At 60.3% G+C, this 16,167-nt stretch carries 16 protein-coding genes; 10 read left to right on the top strand and 6 right to left on the bottom strand.

Annotated features, from left to right (window positions below; genetic code table 11):
• The first annotated feature begins 652 nt into the window (after positions 1 to 652).
• Both larA and larD read left to right on the top strand, forming a co-directional pair.
• Positions 653 to 1,930: a nickel-dependent lactate racemase gene (gene larA, locus FYJ40_RS05680; protein WP_154517695.1), complete on the top strand. Its 1,278-nt coding sequence runs from the start codon at positions 653 to 655 to the stop codon at positions 1,928 to 1,930.
• Between the two features lie 49 nt (positions 1,931 to 1,979).
• On the top strand, positions 1,980 to 2,711 hold the full coding sequence (larD, locus tag FYJ40_RS05675) for a D/L-lactic acid transporter LarD (RefSeq protein ID WP_154517698.1): 732 nt from the start codon (positions 1,980 to 1,982) through the stop codon (positions 2,709 to 2,711).
• Between the two features lie 121 nt (positions 2,712 to 2,832).
• Here larD and FYJ40_RS05670 read toward each other — a convergent pair whose 3' ends face one another.
• The 6 genes from FYJ40_RS05670 to serB form a co-directional block, all read right to left on the bottom strand.
• Positions 2,833 to 3,684 carry an IS3 family transposase gene (locus FYJ40_RS05670; RefSeq protein ID WP_264297888.1) on the bottom strand — a complete coding sequence of 284 codons (852 nt, stop codon included), beginning with the start codon at positions 3,682 to 3,684 and terminating at the stop codon, positions 2,833 to 2,835.
• Positions 3,685 to 3,704: 20 nt separating this feature from the next.
• Positions 3,705 to 4,196 (bottom strand): helix-turn-helix domain-containing protein, encoded by a 492-nt coding sequence (locus FYJ40_RS05665; RefSeq protein WP_152068356.1) that lies wholly within the window; start codon positions 4,194 to 4,196, stop codon positions 3,705 to 3,707.
• A gap of 266 nt (positions 4,197 to 4,462) precedes the next feature.
• Positions 4,463 to 5,002, bottom strand: coding sequence for a TetR/AcrR family transcriptional regulator (locus FYJ40_RS05660; protein WP_154517701.1), 540 nt, complete (start codon positions 5,000 to 5,002; stop codon positions 4,463 to 4,465).
• Positions 5,003 to 5,004: 2 nt separating this feature from the next.
• Entirely contained in the window at positions 5,005 to 5,931 is a 927-nt protein-coding gene (locus FYJ40_RS05655; RefSeq protein WP_154517704.1) for a LarC family nickel insertion protein, read from the bottom strand.
• A 10-nt stretch (positions 5,932 to 5,941) separates the two neighbouring features.
• Positions 5,942 to 6,724: a nickel pincer cofactor biosynthesis protein LarB gene (larB, locus tag FYJ40_RS05650; protein ID WP_154517707.1), complete on the bottom strand. Its 783-nt coding sequence runs from the start codon at positions 6,722 to 6,724 to the stop codon at positions 5,942 to 5,944.
• Between the two features lie 117 nt (positions 6,725 to 6,841).
• On the bottom strand, positions 6,842 to 7,477 hold the full coding sequence (gene serB, locus FYJ40_RS05645; protein WP_154517710.1) for a phosphoserine phosphatase SerB: 636 nt from the start codon (positions 7,475 to 7,477) through the stop codon (positions 6,842 to 6,844).
• Between the two features lie 257 nt (positions 7,478 to 7,734).
• Here serB and aspS point away from each other — a divergent pair, with 257 nt between their 5' ends.
• The 8 genes from aspS to FYJ40_RS05605 form a co-directional block, all read left to right on the top strand.
• Complete coding sequence (gene aspS / locus FYJ40_RS05640; protein ID WP_154517713.1) at positions 7,735 to 9,522, top strand: aspartate--tRNA ligase; 1,788 nt, start codon at positions 7,735 to 7,737, stop codon at positions 9,520 to 9,522.
• Positions 9,523 to 9,879: 357 nt separating this feature from the next.
• Positions 9,880 to 10,128 (top strand): HPr family phosphocarrier protein, encoded by a 249-nt coding sequence (locus FYJ40_RS05635; protein WP_195838595.1) that lies wholly within the window; start codon positions 9,880 to 9,882, stop codon positions 10,126 to 10,128.
• Between the two features lie 233 nt (positions 10,129 to 10,361).
• Entirely contained in the window at positions 10,362 to 10,604 is a 243-nt protein-coding gene (locus FYJ40_RS05630) for a FeoA family protein (protein WP_229770688.1), read from the top strand.
• A 39-nt stretch (positions 10,605 to 10,643) separates the two neighbouring features.
• Entirely contained in the window at positions 10,644 to 10,865 is a 222-nt protein-coding gene (locus tag FYJ40_RS05625) for a FeoA family protein (protein WP_006234774.1), read from the top strand.
• Positions 10,866 to 10,988: 123 nt separating this feature from the next.
• Positions 10,989 to 13,316: a ferrous iron transporter B gene (locus FYJ40_RS05620; protein WP_154517719.1), complete on the top strand. Its 2,328-nt coding sequence runs from the start codon at positions 10,989 to 10,991 to the stop codon at positions 13,314 to 13,316.
• A 204-nt stretch (positions 13,317 to 13,520) separates the two neighbouring features.
• Positions 13,521 to 13,721 carry a hypothetical protein gene (locus FYJ40_RS05615; RefSeq protein WP_117634210.1) on the top strand — a complete coding sequence of 67 codons (201 nt, stop codon included), beginning with the start codon at positions 13,521 to 13,523 and terminating at the stop codon, positions 13,719 to 13,721.
• A gap of 102 nt (positions 13,722 to 13,823) precedes the next feature.
• The gene (locus tag FYJ40_RS05610; RefSeq protein WP_154517722.1) at positions 13,824 to 15,773 is read left to right on the top strand and encodes an NAD(P)/FAD-dependent oxidoreductase; all 1,950 of its coding nucleotides are present in this window, start codon (positions 13,824 to 13,826) and stop codon (positions 15,771 to 15,773) included.
• Between the two features lie 152 nt (positions 15,774 to 15,925).
• Positions 15,926 to 16,167 (top strand): helix-turn-helix domain-containing protein (locus tag FYJ40_RS05605; protein ID WP_195838596.1); only part of this gene is annotated, 242 nt, incomplete at its 3' end.

The following is a 16,167-nucleotide window of genomic DNA, read 5'->3' as shown; positions in this document are numbered from 1 at the left end:
CTTCTTGCGTCCTGCGGAGTGTGCCTAAAAGTAAACATATGGCGGGCCCTGCGATGTCCAGCTTCGGCGGAAGGCCGCTGGGTGAGGGTGGTGCCTGGGGCGACGTGCAAAAAACGGAGTTTTCAGCAGCCAAAGATCGATGCATAAGGCCATAGCCGGCCCTCGCTGCCTTTGTTGATGATTTTGCAAGACAATTGGGCCTTGGCGATGCTCATATATGGCTGGTTTCTCGCCGCATGTTATCCAGATGGGACGAGTCATGAGGACGATCTACCTTTTGAAAGACTTTTGACACCAAAATCTTATCTTGCGATGCTGAATACTCGCAAAAATGCACGCTCCGGAGGGGGCTACCATGTTGCGGTTCGAAACCCAATGCGTCATTCTATGCAGTATATTGACCTATTTATGCAAGATAGCTTACACGCGCATGCCACAGGATTGATGTTTGCCTCGGCGCTGCGTAATCCACCCTGCCTATAGCTTCTTTGACAGGAGGCCGCGGTCCCTCTTGGGATCGCGGCCGTTTTGTTGTGGGTCAAATATGAACGTTTTGTTAACGACTCGGTGGACGGTGGTGTTTTTCGGTGAGCGGCGTATCCTTCCAACGGTTTATCTAGTGTGTCAGTTGAAAGGAAGAGGGCGCTCGTCATTGTTTGAATGTGAACTGCCGTTTGACCACAAGACATTGCATCTGGAGCTCGAGGATAAGAACTTCGCGGGTGTGATGGAAGGTCATCAAAACGAGTTTAAGACTGCAAAATCGCAGGAAGAGCTGGTAGAGGAGTCGCTTGCCAACCCTTATGGATCGCCTTCGCTCGAGGAGCTTTGCGCTGGCAAGAAGGATATTGTCATCATTAGCTCCGACCATACGCGCCCCGTTCCCTCGCGTGTGACGATGCCTATTCTGCTGCATCACATCCACTCCGCTGCGCCTGAGGCGCGCGTTCGCATTCTGGTTGCTACGGGTATGCATCGTCCATCGACACACGAGGAACTCGTCAACAAGTATGGCGAGGAGATCGTTGCCAACGAGGAAATTGTCATGCACGTCGCGACCGACGACAGCATGATGGAAAAGATCGGCACTCTGCCTTCTGGTGGCGAGTGCATCATCAACAAGATTGCCGCCGATTGCGATCTACTGCTTGCCGAGGGCTTCATTGAGCCGCACTTCTTTGCCGGTTTTTCTGGCAGCCGCAAGTCCGTGCTGCCCGGCATCGCCAGCTATAAGACCATCATGTACAACCACAACGGCCAGTTTGTGAACGATTCCCATTCGCGCGCCGGCAACCTGTGCCACAACCACGTGAGCGAGGACATGTTTGCCGCTGCCGAGATGGCTCACCTTGCCTTTGTGCTCAACGTGGTGCTCAACGGCAAGCACGAGGTCATCGGCTCCTTTGCCGGCGACATTCACAAGGCGCACGAGGCCGGCTGCGAGTTCGTGAAGAGCCTTGCCGGCGTTGAGCCCGTCGAGTGCGAGATTGCCATCACCACCAACGGTGGCTATCCGCTCGATCAGAACGTCTATCAGGCCGTGAAGGGCATGTGCGCTGCCGAGGCCACACTTCCCGAGGGCGGCGTGATCATCGATGTCGCCGGTTGCGCCGACGGTCACGGTGGCGAGGGCTTCTATCACAACATCGCTGACAACGATCCGGCAGAGTTTGAGCGCGCCTGCATCGACCGTCCTAAGGAGGAGACCCTGCCCGACCAGTGGACGAGCCAGATCTTTGCCCGCATCCTGGCGCATCACCCTGTGATCATGGTCACCGACCTGTGCGATCACCAGATGCTCAAGGATATGCATATGACGCCGGTCAACACCCTCGAGGAGGCGCTCAAGCTCGCCTTTGAAATGAAGGGTGCCGATGCCAAGGTAGCCGTCATTCCCGATGGCCTGGGCGTTGTCGTCGCTCAGCACTAGCGCGCGGCCTAAACGAATCGTTTGTAACCGACAAGAAAGATAAGGTTTTATGCTTACCAAACTCCTCTGCGAATTCGGTGCAACGGCCCTCATGATCATCTTTGGCGTGGGCGTACACTGCGATACCGTGCTTAAGGGCACCAAGTATCAGGGCTCCGGCCACATGTTTGCCATCACCACCTGGTCTTTTGGCATCTCGGTCTGCCTGTTTGTCTTTGGCGGCGCCGTGTGCATGAACCCGGCTATGGTGCTTGCCCAGTGCATCGTCGGTCTGGTGCCGTGGAGCAGCTGCATCCCCTTCATGATTGCCGATATGCTCGGCGGCTTTGTGGGCGCCGTAATCGCTTGGTTTATGTATGCCGATGAGTTCAAGGCTTCCGAGGGCGTCGTCGACCCCATTGCCCAGCGCAACATCTTCTCGACCAACCCCACCACCGAGGGCACGAACTATGCTCGCAACTTCTTCTGTGAGGCTATCTGCACCTTTGTGTTCATCAGCGCCATCCTTGCTGTCGCTAGCCGCGCCGGCGAGAACGTTCTGATGCTCGCTATCTGCGTCGGCCTGATCGTTTGGGCTGTTGGCATGGGCATGGGTGGCATCACCGGCTTCGCCATGAACCAGGCACGCGACCTTGGTCCTCGCATGGCCTATCAGGTGCTGCCGATCAAGAACAAGGCTGACAACAACTGGAAGTACGGCCTGCTCGTTCCTGGCATCGCTCCGTTTATCGGTGCCGCTCTGGCCGCGCTGTTTGTGCACGGTTTCTTGGGCATGTTCTAGTCCAAGGCCACATAGTTGTCCGCTGGCCGCATGGGGTAACTTCCCAGCGCGTCCTCGGACATGAAAGAACCCCCGCTGCACACTGAACTGCACCCCAAAACTTGGACGGCTTAAATAAGAACTACGCCGCAAGGGACTGTCTCCGGAACTCCTCCGGGGTCAGTCCCTTCAGTTTAACCTGGCGCCTCCTCGTGTTCCAATGGACCACGAAGTCGTCGAGGTCCGCCTTGAAGGACTCGAAGTCCGGCCACGTCCTTCCGCGGAAGAACTCGTCCTTGATGTGGCCGAACACCTGCTCCGTCGCGCCGTTGTCGATGCAGTTGCCCTTCCGGGACATGCTCTGCACCACGCCGGCCTCCTCCAACCGCCTGCACCAACCGGCCTGCTGGTACTGCCAGCCCATGTCCGAGTGCAGGACCGGCCTGGAGCCCTTGGGCTTCTTGGACACGAGCTGGTCGAGCAGCTCGTGCTGCTGAGCCATGTTGGGGTGCAGCGACGTGGACCAGGCGACGATCTCCTTGCTGCCGAAGTCGTAGACCGGCGCGAAGTAGGCCTTGCCCCAGGGCTGCTTGAACTCGGTGACGTCGGTGCCCATCTTCTGCCAGGGCCCGTCGGCTTCGAAGTCCCTGCCGATGACGTTTTCGAAGGTCTTTCCGACCTTGCCCCTGTAGGAGTTGTACCTGTGGTAATCGGTCTCGCGGCGGATCCCGCAGCTGATGCCCATCTCGTGCATCATCTTGAGCGCCGTCTTGTCGGCTATGCGCACGCCCCGTTCGGCGCGCAGGCACATGGCGATCTGCCTGTGGCCGCACCCGTTGGCGGTGCGCGAGAATATCTCGGCGGCGGCCTCCCAGAGCTCGGGCCTGGTGGGGGCCTTCGGGTGCGACAGCGCGTAGTAGTAGCTGGACCGGGCCATGCCGGCGCATTCCAGCAGGCGCCCCAGCCCGTGCCCCTCTTCGCGCAGGACCCTCACGGCCTCGACCTTCGCCCTGGTCAGAGCCCGTCCCTCTCGACCAGGGCACGCAATTTTTTTAGGTAGGCCACCTCGGTCTCGAGCCTTCGGCAGCGCTCCTCGAGCTCCTCCTCGCGGGTCCGCGGCCTCGCCTTGGAACCGCTCGGCCGGCCCTTGGGCCTCGGGCGCAGGGCCTCCGCGCCGCCCCGGCGGTAGAGCGCGCACCATCTCTTGAGCGGCGACATCGACATTATGCCGAACGCCGCCATCGCCTCGGCCTTCGTCATGCCGCCGTCGACCACGGCGGAGGCTGCGGCGACCTTCTGCTCGTATGTGTACCTGGCCTGCTTGCCGTCCATGGATAGCAGCACCTCGCTTCCGAACGACCGGTATACGTAGAGCCATTGTCTCACGGTGTCGCGCGGGACTGACAGCGCCTTCGCCGCCGACTCGGAGCCGTGGCCTCGCTCGAAGAGCCCGATCGCCGCCTTCCTGGCCACGATGTCGTGCTTCACCCTCAAGTCGACACGCATAAAAAGCCTCCCATTTCTCATGTCCAAGAAATGGGAGGCAGTTCACACTTCGTGCGGCGGGGGTTCTTTCGTCCTGCGGAATGCGCTGGGAAGTTACCCCATGCGGCCAGCTGCAGGGTCTTTGTTGCGTTCGTACAAGCAACCCAACATATTTCTGAATTTGGATGGGAGGGGCTTGTTGCTGTTGGGGGGCGTTGAAGTGCGAGTGACACGTTGGGATGCGTGGCGCCTTGGGTTGGGGCAACGCTCTGGGATGAGCCTCTTACTTAGGTGAAGAGGGGTTTTATGGCTGAGAGGTAGTCTTTGGCTACGTCGGCCTTATCTGCTTGGAAGTTGTGCCAGGCCCACCATTGGACGGTGGCTACGAAGCTTGAGGCTATGTGGTGGAGGAGGAAGTTGCGATCCATGGTGCTGGCGGGGCCTGCGGGGTCGACAGGGACGGTTTCGGCTGCGCGCGACATGATGGTCTTGCGGAGACAGTCGGCGAAGACGCGCGAGCCGGCGCCGGCTACGAGGGCGCGTACGCCCTGACGACGATCCCAGAGGTTGTTGAGGATATGTTCGACCTGTACGAGCGGGTCATTGAGGGGTGTGCCGTCATCGTCGAGAGCATGGGTGCAGATATCGCACACGAACTCAGCGAGCAGGTCATCTTTGCTCTTAAAGAGGCCGTAGAACGTTGCCCGACCCACATGGGCGCGAGCGATGATGTCGCCGACGGTAATCTTGCCGTAGTCCTCTTCGCGCAGGAGCTCGGAGAACGCCGCAACGATGGCAGCGCGGCTTTTTGCCTTGCGGGCATCCATGGCTATGCGTCCGCGTGAACGAGCAGACAGCGGAGCGTGCCGGAGCAACCCTCGTAGGGGCGTTTGCCGGCGCCGTAGCCGACGGCTTCGATGTGGTAGCGTGAGGGCAGTTGGTCGGACGTGCGCAGCGCGGTGACGATGGCGGCGCCCGTTGGCGTCACGAGCTCGCCGGCGACCGGTGCAGGCGTGAGGGCGATATTGCCTGCCTGGCACAGGTTGACGACAGCGGGGACGGGAATGGGCATGAGGCCGTGGGCGCAGCGGATGGTTCCGTGGCCCTCGGAGAGCGACTCGACCACAACATCCTCAATGCCCAGGTCGTCGAGGCAGATGGCGACAGAGCAGACGTCGACGATGGAGTCGACAGCGCCCACCTCGTGGAACATGACGGTGTCGGGCGTTTTGCCGTGAGCTTTGGCCTCGGCAGCAGCGAGTGCGGTAAAGATGGCGAGCGCGCGACGCTTGGCGCCATCGCTTAGCTGTGAGCCGTCGATGATGGCGGTGACGTCCGCCAAAGAACGGTGGTGATGGTGGTGGGCGTGGTGATGGTCCTCGTGGTCATGGCCGTGGGCCTCATGGTCATGCTCGTGCGTATGCTCGTGGCAGTGTTCGTGTTCATGCCCGCCATGGTCATGATGGTGCTCATGCTCGTGCGTGTGCTCGGCAGCTGCTTCGTTGCCAAAGAGCCAGGCCATATCGTGGTCGTGGTTCTCGAGCTCCTCTGCCAAATGAACGTCAAAGTCGCAGGCGTCGATACCATGCTTGTTTGCACGCGTGACGGCGATCGTAAAGCCGTCGACCGGCAGCGTGGCGAGCTGTTCGCGCAGGTGCTCCTCGCTGGCGCCCAGGTCGAGCAGGGCCGCGACGGTCATATCGCCGCTGATGCCCGAGGTGCCGTCGATGATAAGCGTATGCTGATGGTTGGACATGGAATGCTCCTTAACGGGCGCAGGGTGTTCCGGCGCTCAGATGATTGATAAGACTTGCCTGGTAGGCGGCACCAAAGCCATTGTCGATATTGACGACCGAAACGCCGCTGGCGCAGGAGTTGAGCATGGCGAGCAGTGCGGCTACGCCACCAAAGCTCGCGCCGTAGCCCACGCTGGTGGGAACGGCGATGACCGGACAGCTTACCAGACCGCCGATAACGCTCGCCAGCGCGCCCTCCATGCCGGCGATGGCGATGACCACTTGTGCCTGGGCAAGTTCCTCGGCATGCGCGAGCAGACGGTGCAGGCCGGCGACACCTACGTCGTAGAGGCGGTCGACCTCGTTGCCGTAGAACTCGGCCGTCAACGCGGCTTCTTCGGCCACGGGCAAGTCGCTCGTGCCGGCGCAGGCGACAACGATGCGTCCGTTACCGGTAGGGGAGGGCTTACCGCCCACGAGGGCGAGCTGGGCGTTCGGGACATATCCCAGGTCGATCCCGTTGTCGAGAAGCTCCGAGGTGCGGGCTGCTTTTTCGGCATCCAGGCGCGTAACCAGGGTGCGCTCCTGACCGGCATCGCGCAGCGCTTTGATAATGGCGGCAATCTGCTCGGCGGTTTTACCGGCGCCGTAGACAACCTCACCGGCCCCCTGGCGCACCCCGCGCGAAAGATCGAGCTGCGCAAAACCCAGATCGGCGGTTGGCGCCGTTTGGATGCGCGTAAGGGCGACTGCCGGGGTGACTGCTCCGTCGGCAACATCGCTCAGTAACTGCTCAAGATCTCGCTTATCCATATATCTTCCCTTCGACGGCGCAAAGTCTAGCACTCAAAGGGTATGTTTCCGAACACTAAGACAAAATTGTTCGGAAACTAGATATAGGGGATTTGATTCTGTTGCTAGATGGATCGGCTAGTCACGCAGGATGATGTCCATGGCGAGCATCAGGTTGCGCTCGTCGATGGCAAACGGAGCGGCTTCGTGCGTCTTGGGCTTGGCGCAAAATGCGATGCCCGTGCCCGCGGCCTGAATCATGGGGATGTCGTTGGCGCCGTCGCCGATCGCCACGGTATGGGCCATATCGACACCGCACTCAACCGCCCAATCCAGTAGCTGGATGAGCTTGGATTCCTTGGTCACAATGTCTGCCGCCAGCTTGCCCGTGAGCTTGCCGTCTACGACCTCCAGGCGGTTGGCCAGGCAAAAATCGATGCCCGCGGCAGCTACGATCTTGTCGGCGACCTCGTGGAAGCCGCCGCTTACCACGCCGACCTTCCAGCCCTTGCTGTGCGCCGAGCGCACAAGCTCCAGTGCGCCGGGGGTAAACGTCACGCGCTCAAAGGTGCGCTCGAAAACGCTCTCGTCCAGGCCGGCAAGCAGCCCCACGCGCTCCTCGAGCGCCTGCTTAAAGTCGAGCTCGCCGCGCATGGCGCGCTCGGTGATCCGCGCAACTTGCCCGCCCACGCCTGCCTCCTCGCCCAACAGGTCGATGACCTCCTGGTTGATGAGCGTGGAATCGATATCCATAACGATGAGGCGTGCAGTCATGGTGGGCCTTTCCGAGTGCGGTTGTATTGTAGGCACATTGTCGCACGTGACAAGCGCGGGCGGGCAGTGCGGTGCGCCAATTGTTTCGTCTCCGTCAAGTCTTTGAGCGGGAGCCACTTTTTCGCGGTACATCGACGCGGGTGCGATAAGATAGAACGCCATGTCCGGCTGCGCGGTTTACGCAGGCTGGGCAAATCTGTACGACGCCGCCCGGAACGACACGGGGCGGCACAGATCCATAAAGGAGGATCACTGGTATGAGCCAGACCCGTCCCATCGACGAGCATTCCATGCACACCCATACCTGCGGCGAGCTTCGCCGCGAGAACGTGGGCGAAGAGGTCACCCTCACCGGTTGGGTGAGCCGTCGCCGCGACCACGGCGGCCTTATCTTCTGCGACCTTCGCGACCGCGAGGGCATCACGCAGCTCACCTTCGACCCCGAGCACTCCGACGGCGATGCCTTTAAGATCGCCGAGACCATGCGTCCCGAGTGGCCCATCAAGATTCACGGCGTCGTGCGCGCCCGTGGCGAGGAAACCACCAACGCCAAGCTCGCGACCGGAGAGGTCGAGGTCCTGACCGACCACGCCGAGGTGCTCAACACGTCCGTTACCCCGCCGTTCCAGATCGAGGACGGCATCGAGACCAGCGAGGACACCCGCCTTCGCTATCGCTATCTGGACCTCCGTCGTCCCGAGATGATGGCCAACCTCAAGCTGCGCTCCGACTTCACCTTTGCCATTCGCGAGGCGCTGCACAACCGTGAGTTCATGGAGGTCGAGACGCCCTCCCTGTTCAAGTCCACGCCCGAGGGCGCTCGAGACTTCATCGTTCCCAGCCGTATCCAGCCGGGCAACTTCTACGCCCTGCCGCAGTCCCCGCAGCTCCTAAAGCAGCTGCTCATGGTCGGTGGCGTCGAGCGCTACTACCAGGTTGCCAAGTGCTTCCGCGACGAGGACTTGCGTGCCGACCGTCAGCCCGAGTTCACCCAGGTCGATATCGAGATGTCCTTCGTGGACCAGAACGACGTCATGAGCGCACTCGAAGAGGTCCTGGCCGATGCTTTCGGTCGCATGGGTGTCGAGATGCCCACGCCGCTGCGTCGCATGGACTACTGGGAGGCCATGGACACCTATGGCTCCGACAAGCCCGATACCCGCTATGGCATGCATCTGGTCGATCTGACCGACATCTTTGCCAACTCCAAGTTCAAGGTCTTTGCGACTGCCGCAAACGAGGAGGGCTCTGTCGTCAAGGCCATCAACGCCAAGGGCGCCGGTGCCTGGGCACGTGCCAAGATCGATAAGCTCGCCGGCGTGGCCTCCACGTTTGGCGCCAAGGGTCTGGCCTGGATCGCTTTCCGCGAGGACGGCTCCATCAACAGCCCCATCGTCAAGTTCTTCTCGGACGAGGAGATGGCGGCTCTGCGCGAGCGCATGAACGTCGAGCCTGGCGACCTCGTGATGTTCGCCGCCGGCCCGCGCCTGCTCTCTGACGAGATCCTGGGCGGCATGCGCTCTCACATGGCCAACGCACTCGAGATCAAACGCGAGGGTCACGACTTCCTGTGGGTTGTCAACTTCCCGCTGTTCCACTGGGATGAGGACCGCAAGGCCTATGCAGCCGAGCACCAGCCGTTCACTCTGCCGACCGAGACCGACATCGCCAAGATCGAGGCCGACCCGTTGGCTGCCGGTTCCTGCACCTACGACTTTGTCATGGACGGTTTTGAGGCCGGCGGCGGTGGCATGCGCATCCATAACGCCGAGATGCAGATGTCCATGCTCAAGCTCCTGGGCTTTACCGAGGAGCGCGCCGAGTCGCAGTTTGGCTTCCTCATGGAGGCCCTCAAGTTTGGTGCGCCCCCGATGGGCGGTTTTGCCCTGGGTCTGGACCGCGTGTGCATGCTGCTCACCGGTTCCGACTCCATCCGCGACGTCATGGCGTTCCCCAAGACGGCTAGCGGCTCCGACCTTATGTCGGGCGCCCCGAGTGCCGTTTCCGGCGCCCAGCTCAAGGACGTCAGCCTGCGCTTGATGTAGGCGAGCGGCTGCATATTGTCTCTAACGAGGGAAGGACGCGTGCCTTCCCTCGTTTTTTATGCGCGGGCGTTGCGAGGGCATAGGGTGACCGGACGTCGCGGAAAGTGCGTCCCGGAATCTGCGTCCAGAATGGGCCGCGCTTTCCCAAAGGGGGTCCTCTGGGAAAGCGCGGCCCAGAATTCGGCAAAATAATGGGGCACAGTTTCCGGTTGAGCCTTCTGGCGGAAACTGTGTCCCATCGTTGACACTCGAAGTGGGATGTGGTTTCCGTCCCGCTCTCGACAAGCATCTAACGCTACAATAACTACCACGTGGCTGGGTCTGGCCGGCCAAATGTGCGATGCTGCGGGAGGGGACATGGTCGAGTTTACAAAGACGATTAAAGATCCGTTGGGACTACATGCCCGCCCGGTTGCGCTTCTCTATGACATTATCGCCAAGCATCGTAGTGACGTGTCGGTCAGCATCGGCGATCGCCACACGGATGGCCGCGATATCATGGGACTCATGGCCCTCTATGGTGAGTGCGGCGAGAGCGTTGTCTTTCGTGTTTCGGGCGCGGATGAGGCCTCGTGCGTCACGTCGATCAGAAACCTCTCGCTCTAAGCGTAACAATGTGAAAAAGGGAGAGTCCCCTCTGTTGCATACATTGGTATGACAAGGCACCGCAAAGAGACCGTCTTTGCGGTGCCTTTGTTTAATATGGGAAACTTTTTCGAAAACTGAATAGAGATTCTTTCCAAAAAGTTAACCGCGTGTTAGTTTACTAGTTCGAACATAGACGCGGTTAACTTTTATCGCGTCGATGTTGAGGACGAACCGATGTTAGGAGCTCACTCATGTCTTGCGGACCGCAGATGCCGGCCATGCCGCTTTCGATGGTAAAAGCGGGCGAAACCGTGCACGTTTCTCGTGTAAAGGGCGATGAGGACATAAAGCACCGTCTCAAGGACCTCGGCTTTATCGAGGGCAGCGAGATCCACGTGGTGAGCTCGAGTGGCGCCAATATCATCGTCACGGTGCTGGGCGCACGCTTTGGCATCGATTCCAAGGTTGCCATGCACATCATGACCGTCGGTTAATCCGCAGCATTTCATAAAAACCGAAAGGGGGACAAGAGGATGAAGACGTTGGGTGACGTTAAGGTGGGCGAGAGCTCTACCATCGTCAAGCTTCACGGTGAGGGCGCGCTTCGCCGCCACCTTATGGACCTGGGGCTCATCAAGGGCACTTCGTTTAAGGTCGTGAAGGTTGCACCGCTCGGTGATCCGGTCGAGATCAACGTGCGCGGCTACGAGCTTTCCATCCGCAAGGAGGAGGCGGCCGTCGTCGAGGTCCAGTAAGGGCCCACGACGTATATTTCTGCAGATTAAGTTAGATATTTCTAACTTAATGCAGTAACTTTGAAGCACATTATCCATCCTGCGCGGAGAAAGCAGCGCGGGCAAACAAGGAAGAAGGATTGAATGGCGGATTCTCAGATCCATGTCGCGCTGGCGGGTAACCCCAACTGCGGCAAGACCACGCTTTTCAACCTGATCACCGGCGCCAACGGCTACGTTGGCAACTGGCCCGGCGTCACGGTTGAGAAAAAGGAGGCCAAGCTCCTGAGCGACAAGAACGTTACCATCACGGACCTCCCCGGCATCTACTCGCTTTCCCCCTACAGCCCCGAGGAGCAATGCTCGCGCGATTACCTCATGAGCGGCGAGCCCGATGTGGTCGTCCAGGTGGTCGACGCCACCAACCTCGAGCGCAACCTGTACCTGGCGCTTCAGGTTATCGAGACCGGCCTACCCGTGGTCGTTGCCCTTAACATGGCCGACTTGGTCGAGAAGAACGGCGACAAGATCGACACGGACAAGCTCTCCAAGAAGCTCGGCTGCCCGGTCATGATGATTTCGGCCCTTAAGAACAAGGGTATTAAGGAACTGTTCGAGCAGGTTAAGAAGTCCGCTGCTTCCAAGGGCCAGGTGCCGGAGCACAAGTTCGATTCCTCCATCGAGGACGTTCTGGACCACATCGAAAACAACCTGCCGGCGAGCGTTCCCGCCAACAAGCGTCGCTACTACGCGGTTAAGCTGTTCGAGCGTGATGCGGACGCCTGCAAGCTCATCAACCTCACCAAGGAGAAGGCCGCTCGCGTGGAAGAGCTGGTCGCCCAGTGCGAGCAGGACTGTGATGACGACGCCGAGTCCATCATCACCGGTGAGCGCTATGGCGTCATCGCGCACATCATCGACGAGTGCCTCACCAAGGCTCCGGCCAAGATGAGCACCTCCGAGAAGATCGACCGTGTGGTTACCAACCGTATCCTGGGCCTGCCGATCTTTGTGGTCATCATGTTCTGCGTGTACTACATCGCCGTTTCCACCTTAGGTGGCACGGTGACCGACTTCACCAACGACCAGCTCTTTGGCACCGACGGTTGGTATGTGCTCGGTCAGGGCCGCGACGCCTACGATGCAGCCGTCGAGGCTGCGGGCGACGATGCCGACTCGGTTGACCCGGCGCAGTACGGCCCCTATGTCCCGGGTATCACCACCGTGGTGCACGATGCCCTTGTGGCGGGTGGCACCGAGGACGGCGGCCTGGTCGATTCGCTGGTCTGCGACGGCATCGTCGGCGGTTTGGGCGCCATCTTTGGCTTTGTGCCGCAGATGTTCCTGCTGTTCGTCATGCTGTCCTTCCTGGAGGATTGCGGCTATATGGCCCGCGTTGCCTTTATCATGGACCGCGTGTTCCGCCGCTTTGGCCTGTCCGGTAAGTCCTTTATCCCCATGCTCGTGTCCTCGGGCTGTGGCGTCCCCGGCGTCATGGCCACCAAGACCATCGAGAACGAGAAGGACCGCCGCATGACGGTCATGACCACCACGTTTATTCCCTGTGGCGCCAAGCTGCCGATCATCGCCCTGCTCATGGGTTCCATCATCGGCGATTCTTCCACCACCGCCGCGTGGATCAGCCCGCTCTTCTACTTCCTGGGCGTCTTCGCCGTCATCGCCTCGGGCCTTATGCTCAAGAAGACCAAGCTCTTCGCCGGTCGCCCGACGCCGTTCGTTATGGAGCTTCCTGCCTACCACTTCCCGGCGATCCGCTCTTGGGCACTGCACGTGTGGGAGCGCTGCTGGGCCTTTATCAAGAAGGCCGGCACGGTTATCTTCGCATCCACCGTCGTTGTTTGGTTCCTCTCCAACTTTGGAAGCTACAACGGTTCCTTTGGCTTCCTGCCTGCAATGGACGGCATCCCCGAGGAGTTCATGGACTACTCCGTGCTTGCCATGCTCGGTAACCTGGTCGCTTGGATCTTCGCTCCGCTCGGCTTTAGCACCTGGCAGGCAACTGCGCTGACCGTCTCGGGCCTTGTGGCTAAGGAGAACGTCGTCGCCACCGCCGGCTCGCTGCTGTCCGTGGCTGACGCCGCCGAGACCGACCCGAGCCTGTGGACTGCGTTTGCCGGTATGTTCCCCACCATGGGCGCTTGCGTTGCCTTTGGCGCGTTCAACCTGCTGTGCGCTCCGTGTTTTGCCGCCATGGGCACTATCCGCAACCAGATGGAGTCCGGCAAGTGGACCGCGATTGCCATCGGTTACGAGTGCGTCTTCGCTTGGGTGATCGGCCTGTTCATCAACCAGTTCTACAACCTGTTTGTGTTGGGACAGTTTGGTATCTGGACGATTGTGGCCATCGTTCTGCTGGTTGCGATGCTCTTCCAGATCTTTCGCCCTATCCCTGCGCATGCATGGACCGACGAGGACGAGACCAACACTGCTTCCGCCGCAGTTTCCGCTTAAGTCCGAATAAGGATTGGCCCCTTTCCACGAGCCCGGGTGTCCCAGCGACACTCGGGCTTTTTGGCGTAATGGGGGACAGATTGCTTTGCTCCAGAAGTAAGATGTGGCGTTTCCGCAGATAAAACCGACCAAAATAAACCTGTCCCTTTTTGGCAGGTGGAAAATGGGGTAAAGTAAGTGATAGTTAACTAGAGGAGGCTTGCTATGGCACCTATCGATATTGTTGTTCTGGCTGTTATCGGTATTGCGTTTGTCGCGGTATGCGTGCGCATCTACCGCAAGGGCACCTGCGCCGACTGTGCTCAGGGTGGCGTTTGCACGGGGCATTGCTCCAACAAAAAGACGTGTGCCGCACTTAAGGGCGTGGACAAAATCGCCGAAGACTTGGGCCGCGGTATTCATTAGCCGACCGGCGTTTGGGCATGTATGACTGCGGATACGGCAGTTGCTGATACGATAGGTGTGTTAGCAACTGCCGCCGAGCGGATTAAACGAAAGGAAGCCTGTATGGAGTCCTGTGCCTACCCGATGCTCTTTAGCCCGATCAAGGTCGGTACGACCGAGGTCAAGAACCGCGTCTTTATGCCGCCGGTATCTACCAACCTAGCCGATCACGGCTATGTGACCGACGACTTGGTCGATCATTACCGTGCCCGCGCCAAGGGCGGCGTGGGCCTCATCATTACCGAGGTCGTGACGGTTGAGCCTACCTATACCTATCTGCCGGGTGACATGTGCTGCTACGACGACACGTTTATCCCCGGCTGGGAAAAGCTCGCCGCGGCCGTCCACGAGTATGGCTGCAAGATCATGCCGCAGCTCTTCCACCCCGCCTACATGGCCTTTAACGTTCCGGGCACGCCGCGCCTGATCGCTCCGTCCTTTGTGGGCCCGTCCTATGCCCGCGAGGCACCGCGTCCTATCACGGTCGATGAGATCCACGAGCTCACGCATCAGTTTGGCGACGCTGCCGTACGTATGCAGAAGGCCGGTGTCGATGGCGTCGAGGTCCATGCGGCACACGCCCACGGCATGCTCGGCGGCTTTTTGACCCCGCTCTACAACAAGCGTACCGACGAGTACGGCGGCTCGCTCGACGCCCGTATGCGCTTCTTGCTCGAGGTCATCGCCGAGATTCGCGAGCGCTGCGGCAAGGACTTTATCATCGACGTCCGCATCTCGGGCGATGAGTACACCGATGGCGGCCTGACCCTCAACGACATGATCTACGTCTCGCGTCGCCTGGAAAAGGCCGGCGTCGACATGATTCACGTGTCGGGCGGCACCACCATCAAGCGTGGCTCCGCGATTCCCGCCGCCGGTACCCAGCAGGCCTCGCACGCCGCCTGCTCGCGCGAGATCAAAAAGCACGTCAACATTCCCGTCGCCACCGTCGGACGCATTAACGAGGCCTGGATCGCCGAGGAGCTGATTGAGGACGGCGCTGCCGACATCTGTATGATGGGCCGCGCCAATCTGTGCGATGCCGAGTTCTGCAACAAGGCAGCCGCTGGCAACGCCGACGAGATCCGTCCCTGCATCGGTTGCCTGCGTTGCCTGAACGGCATTATGTTTGGCAAGCGCATCTCCTGCACCGTCAACCCGGACGTGGAGCGCGACGAGGCTGGCTACGAGCCCGCCGCCGAGGCCAAGAACGTACTGGTTGTGGGCGCCGGTCCCGCGGGCATGGAGGCAGCCTACATTGCCGCCAAGCGCGGTCATAACGTGGTGCTCGTGGATAAGCAGGACGAGCCGGGCGGCGAGATGCGCATCGCAGCCGTTCCGCCGGCAAAGCAGGAACTCACCCGCGTGATCAAGTATCAGTACCGTCGCCTGGCCGAGGCCGGCGTAAAGTGCGTCTTTGGCACCGAGCTTACTGCCGAGGACATTCAGCGTGACTACGCCGGCTACGAGGTCGTCCTGGCCTATGGCGCCGAGCCTATCGCCCCGGCCTTCATGCAGGGCTTTAAGCAGGTTATGACGGCTGACGACCTGTTGGGCGGCAAGGCTTTCCCGGGCAAGAAGATCGTCATCGTGGGTGGCGGCACCGTTGGCTGCGAGACGGCCGATTACCTGGCCCCGTTGGTCAACGACCTGTCGCCGGCCAACCGCGACGTCACCGTCATCGAGATGACCAAGACGCTCGCCGCCAACGAGGGTGGTGCCGGTCGCGCGGTGCTCATCACGCGCATGCTCTCAAAGGGCGTTCACGTGCTGACCGAGGCCAAGGTGACCGAGATTACCGAGGACACTATCAGCTACGAGAAGGACGGCGAGGTCCACACCATCGCCGGTGCCGATACGCTGGTGCTTGCTATGGGCTATCGTCCCAATACCAAGCTGGCCGACGACCTGGCGGCAGCCGGCGTTACCACTCACGTGCTGGGCGATGCCAACAAGTGCGGCAACATTCGCGACGCCATCGGCGATGGCTACAAGGTCGCCTGCGAGCTCTAGTCAACCCCTTGTTGCATGGGGACAGGTTGCTTTGCACCAACTTGGTGCATGTGAACCTGACCCCATTGCACCATTTGATAAAACGCAAGCGGCGGCCGTCCCGTGTTTGAACTGCCTCCCATTTCTTGGACACGAGAAATGGGAGGCTTTTTATGCGTGTCGACTTGAGAGTGAAACACGACATCGAGGCCAGGAAGGCGGCGATCGGGCTCTTCGAGCGAGGGCACGGCTTCGAGTCGGCGGCGAAGGCGCTGTCGGTCCCGCGCAACACCGTGAGACAATGGCTCTACGTATACCGGTCGTTCGGAAGCGAGGTGCTGCTATCCATGGACGGCAAGCAGACCAGGTACACATACGAGCAGAAGGTCGCCGCCGCCTCGGCCGTGGTCGACGG

The sequence above is a fragment of the Collinsella sp. WCA1-178-WT-3 (M1) genome (assembly GCF_009696325.1).
Lineage (GTDB): Bacteria > Actinomycetota > Coriobacteriia > Coriobacteriales > Coriobacteriaceae > Collinsella.
The sequence above is the reverse complement of the archived record's forward strand: the minus strand, read 5'-3'. Positions and strand labels throughout refer to the sequence as shown.

Excerpts from the sequence above, each read along its gene's own strand:
- larD (WP_154517698.1), top strand. The coding sequence starts at position 1,980 with ATGCTTACCAAACTCCTCTGCGAATTCGGTGCAACGGCCCTCATGATC.
- FYJ40_RS05665 (WP_152068356.1), bottom strand. The coding sequence starts at position 4,196 with ATGCGTGTCGACTTGAGGGTGAAGCACGACATCGTGGCCAGGAAGGCG.
- FYJ40_RS05660 (WP_154517701.1), bottom strand. The coding sequence starts at position 5,002 with ATGGATGCCCGCAAGGCAAAAAGCCGCGCTGCCATCGTTGCGGCGTTC.
- FYJ40_RS05655 (WP_154517704.1), bottom strand. The coding sequence starts at position 5,931 with ATGTCCAACCATCAGCATACGCTTATCATCGACGGCACCTCGGGCATC.
- larB (WP_154517707.1), bottom strand. The coding sequence starts at position 6,724 with ATGGATAAGCGAGATCTTGAGCAGTTACTGAGCGATGTTGCCGACGGA.
- serB (WP_154517710.1), bottom strand. The coding sequence starts at position 7,477 with ATGACTGCACGCCTCATCGTTATGGATATCGATTCCACGCTCATCAAC.
- aspS (WP_154517713.1), top strand. The coding sequence starts at position 7,735 with ATGAGCCAGACCCGTCCCATCGACGAGCATTCCATGCACACCCATACC.
- FYJ40_RS05635 (WP_195838595.1), top strand. The coding sequence starts at position 9,880 with ATGGTCGAGTTTACAAAGACGATTAAAGATCCGTTGGGACTACATGCC.
- FYJ40_RS05630 (WP_229770688.1), top strand. The coding sequence starts at position 10,362 with ATGTCTTGCGGACCGCAGATGCCGGCCATGCCGCTTTCGATGGTAAAA.
- FYJ40_RS05625 (WP_006234774.1), top strand. The coding sequence starts at position 10,644 with ATGAAGACGTTGGGTGACGTTAAGGTGGGCGAGAGCTCTACCATCGTC.
- FYJ40_RS05620 (WP_154517719.1), top strand. The coding sequence starts at position 10,989 with ATGGCGGATTCTCAGATCCATGTCGCGCTGGCGGGTAACCCCAACTGC.
- FYJ40_RS05615 (WP_117634210.1), top strand. The coding sequence starts at position 13,521 with ATGGCACCTATCGATATTGTTGTTCTGGCTGTTATCGGTATTGCGTTT.
- FYJ40_RS05610 (WP_154517722.1), top strand. The coding sequence starts at position 13,824 with ATGGAGTCCTGTGCCTACCCGATGCTCTTTAGCCCGATCAAGGTCGGT.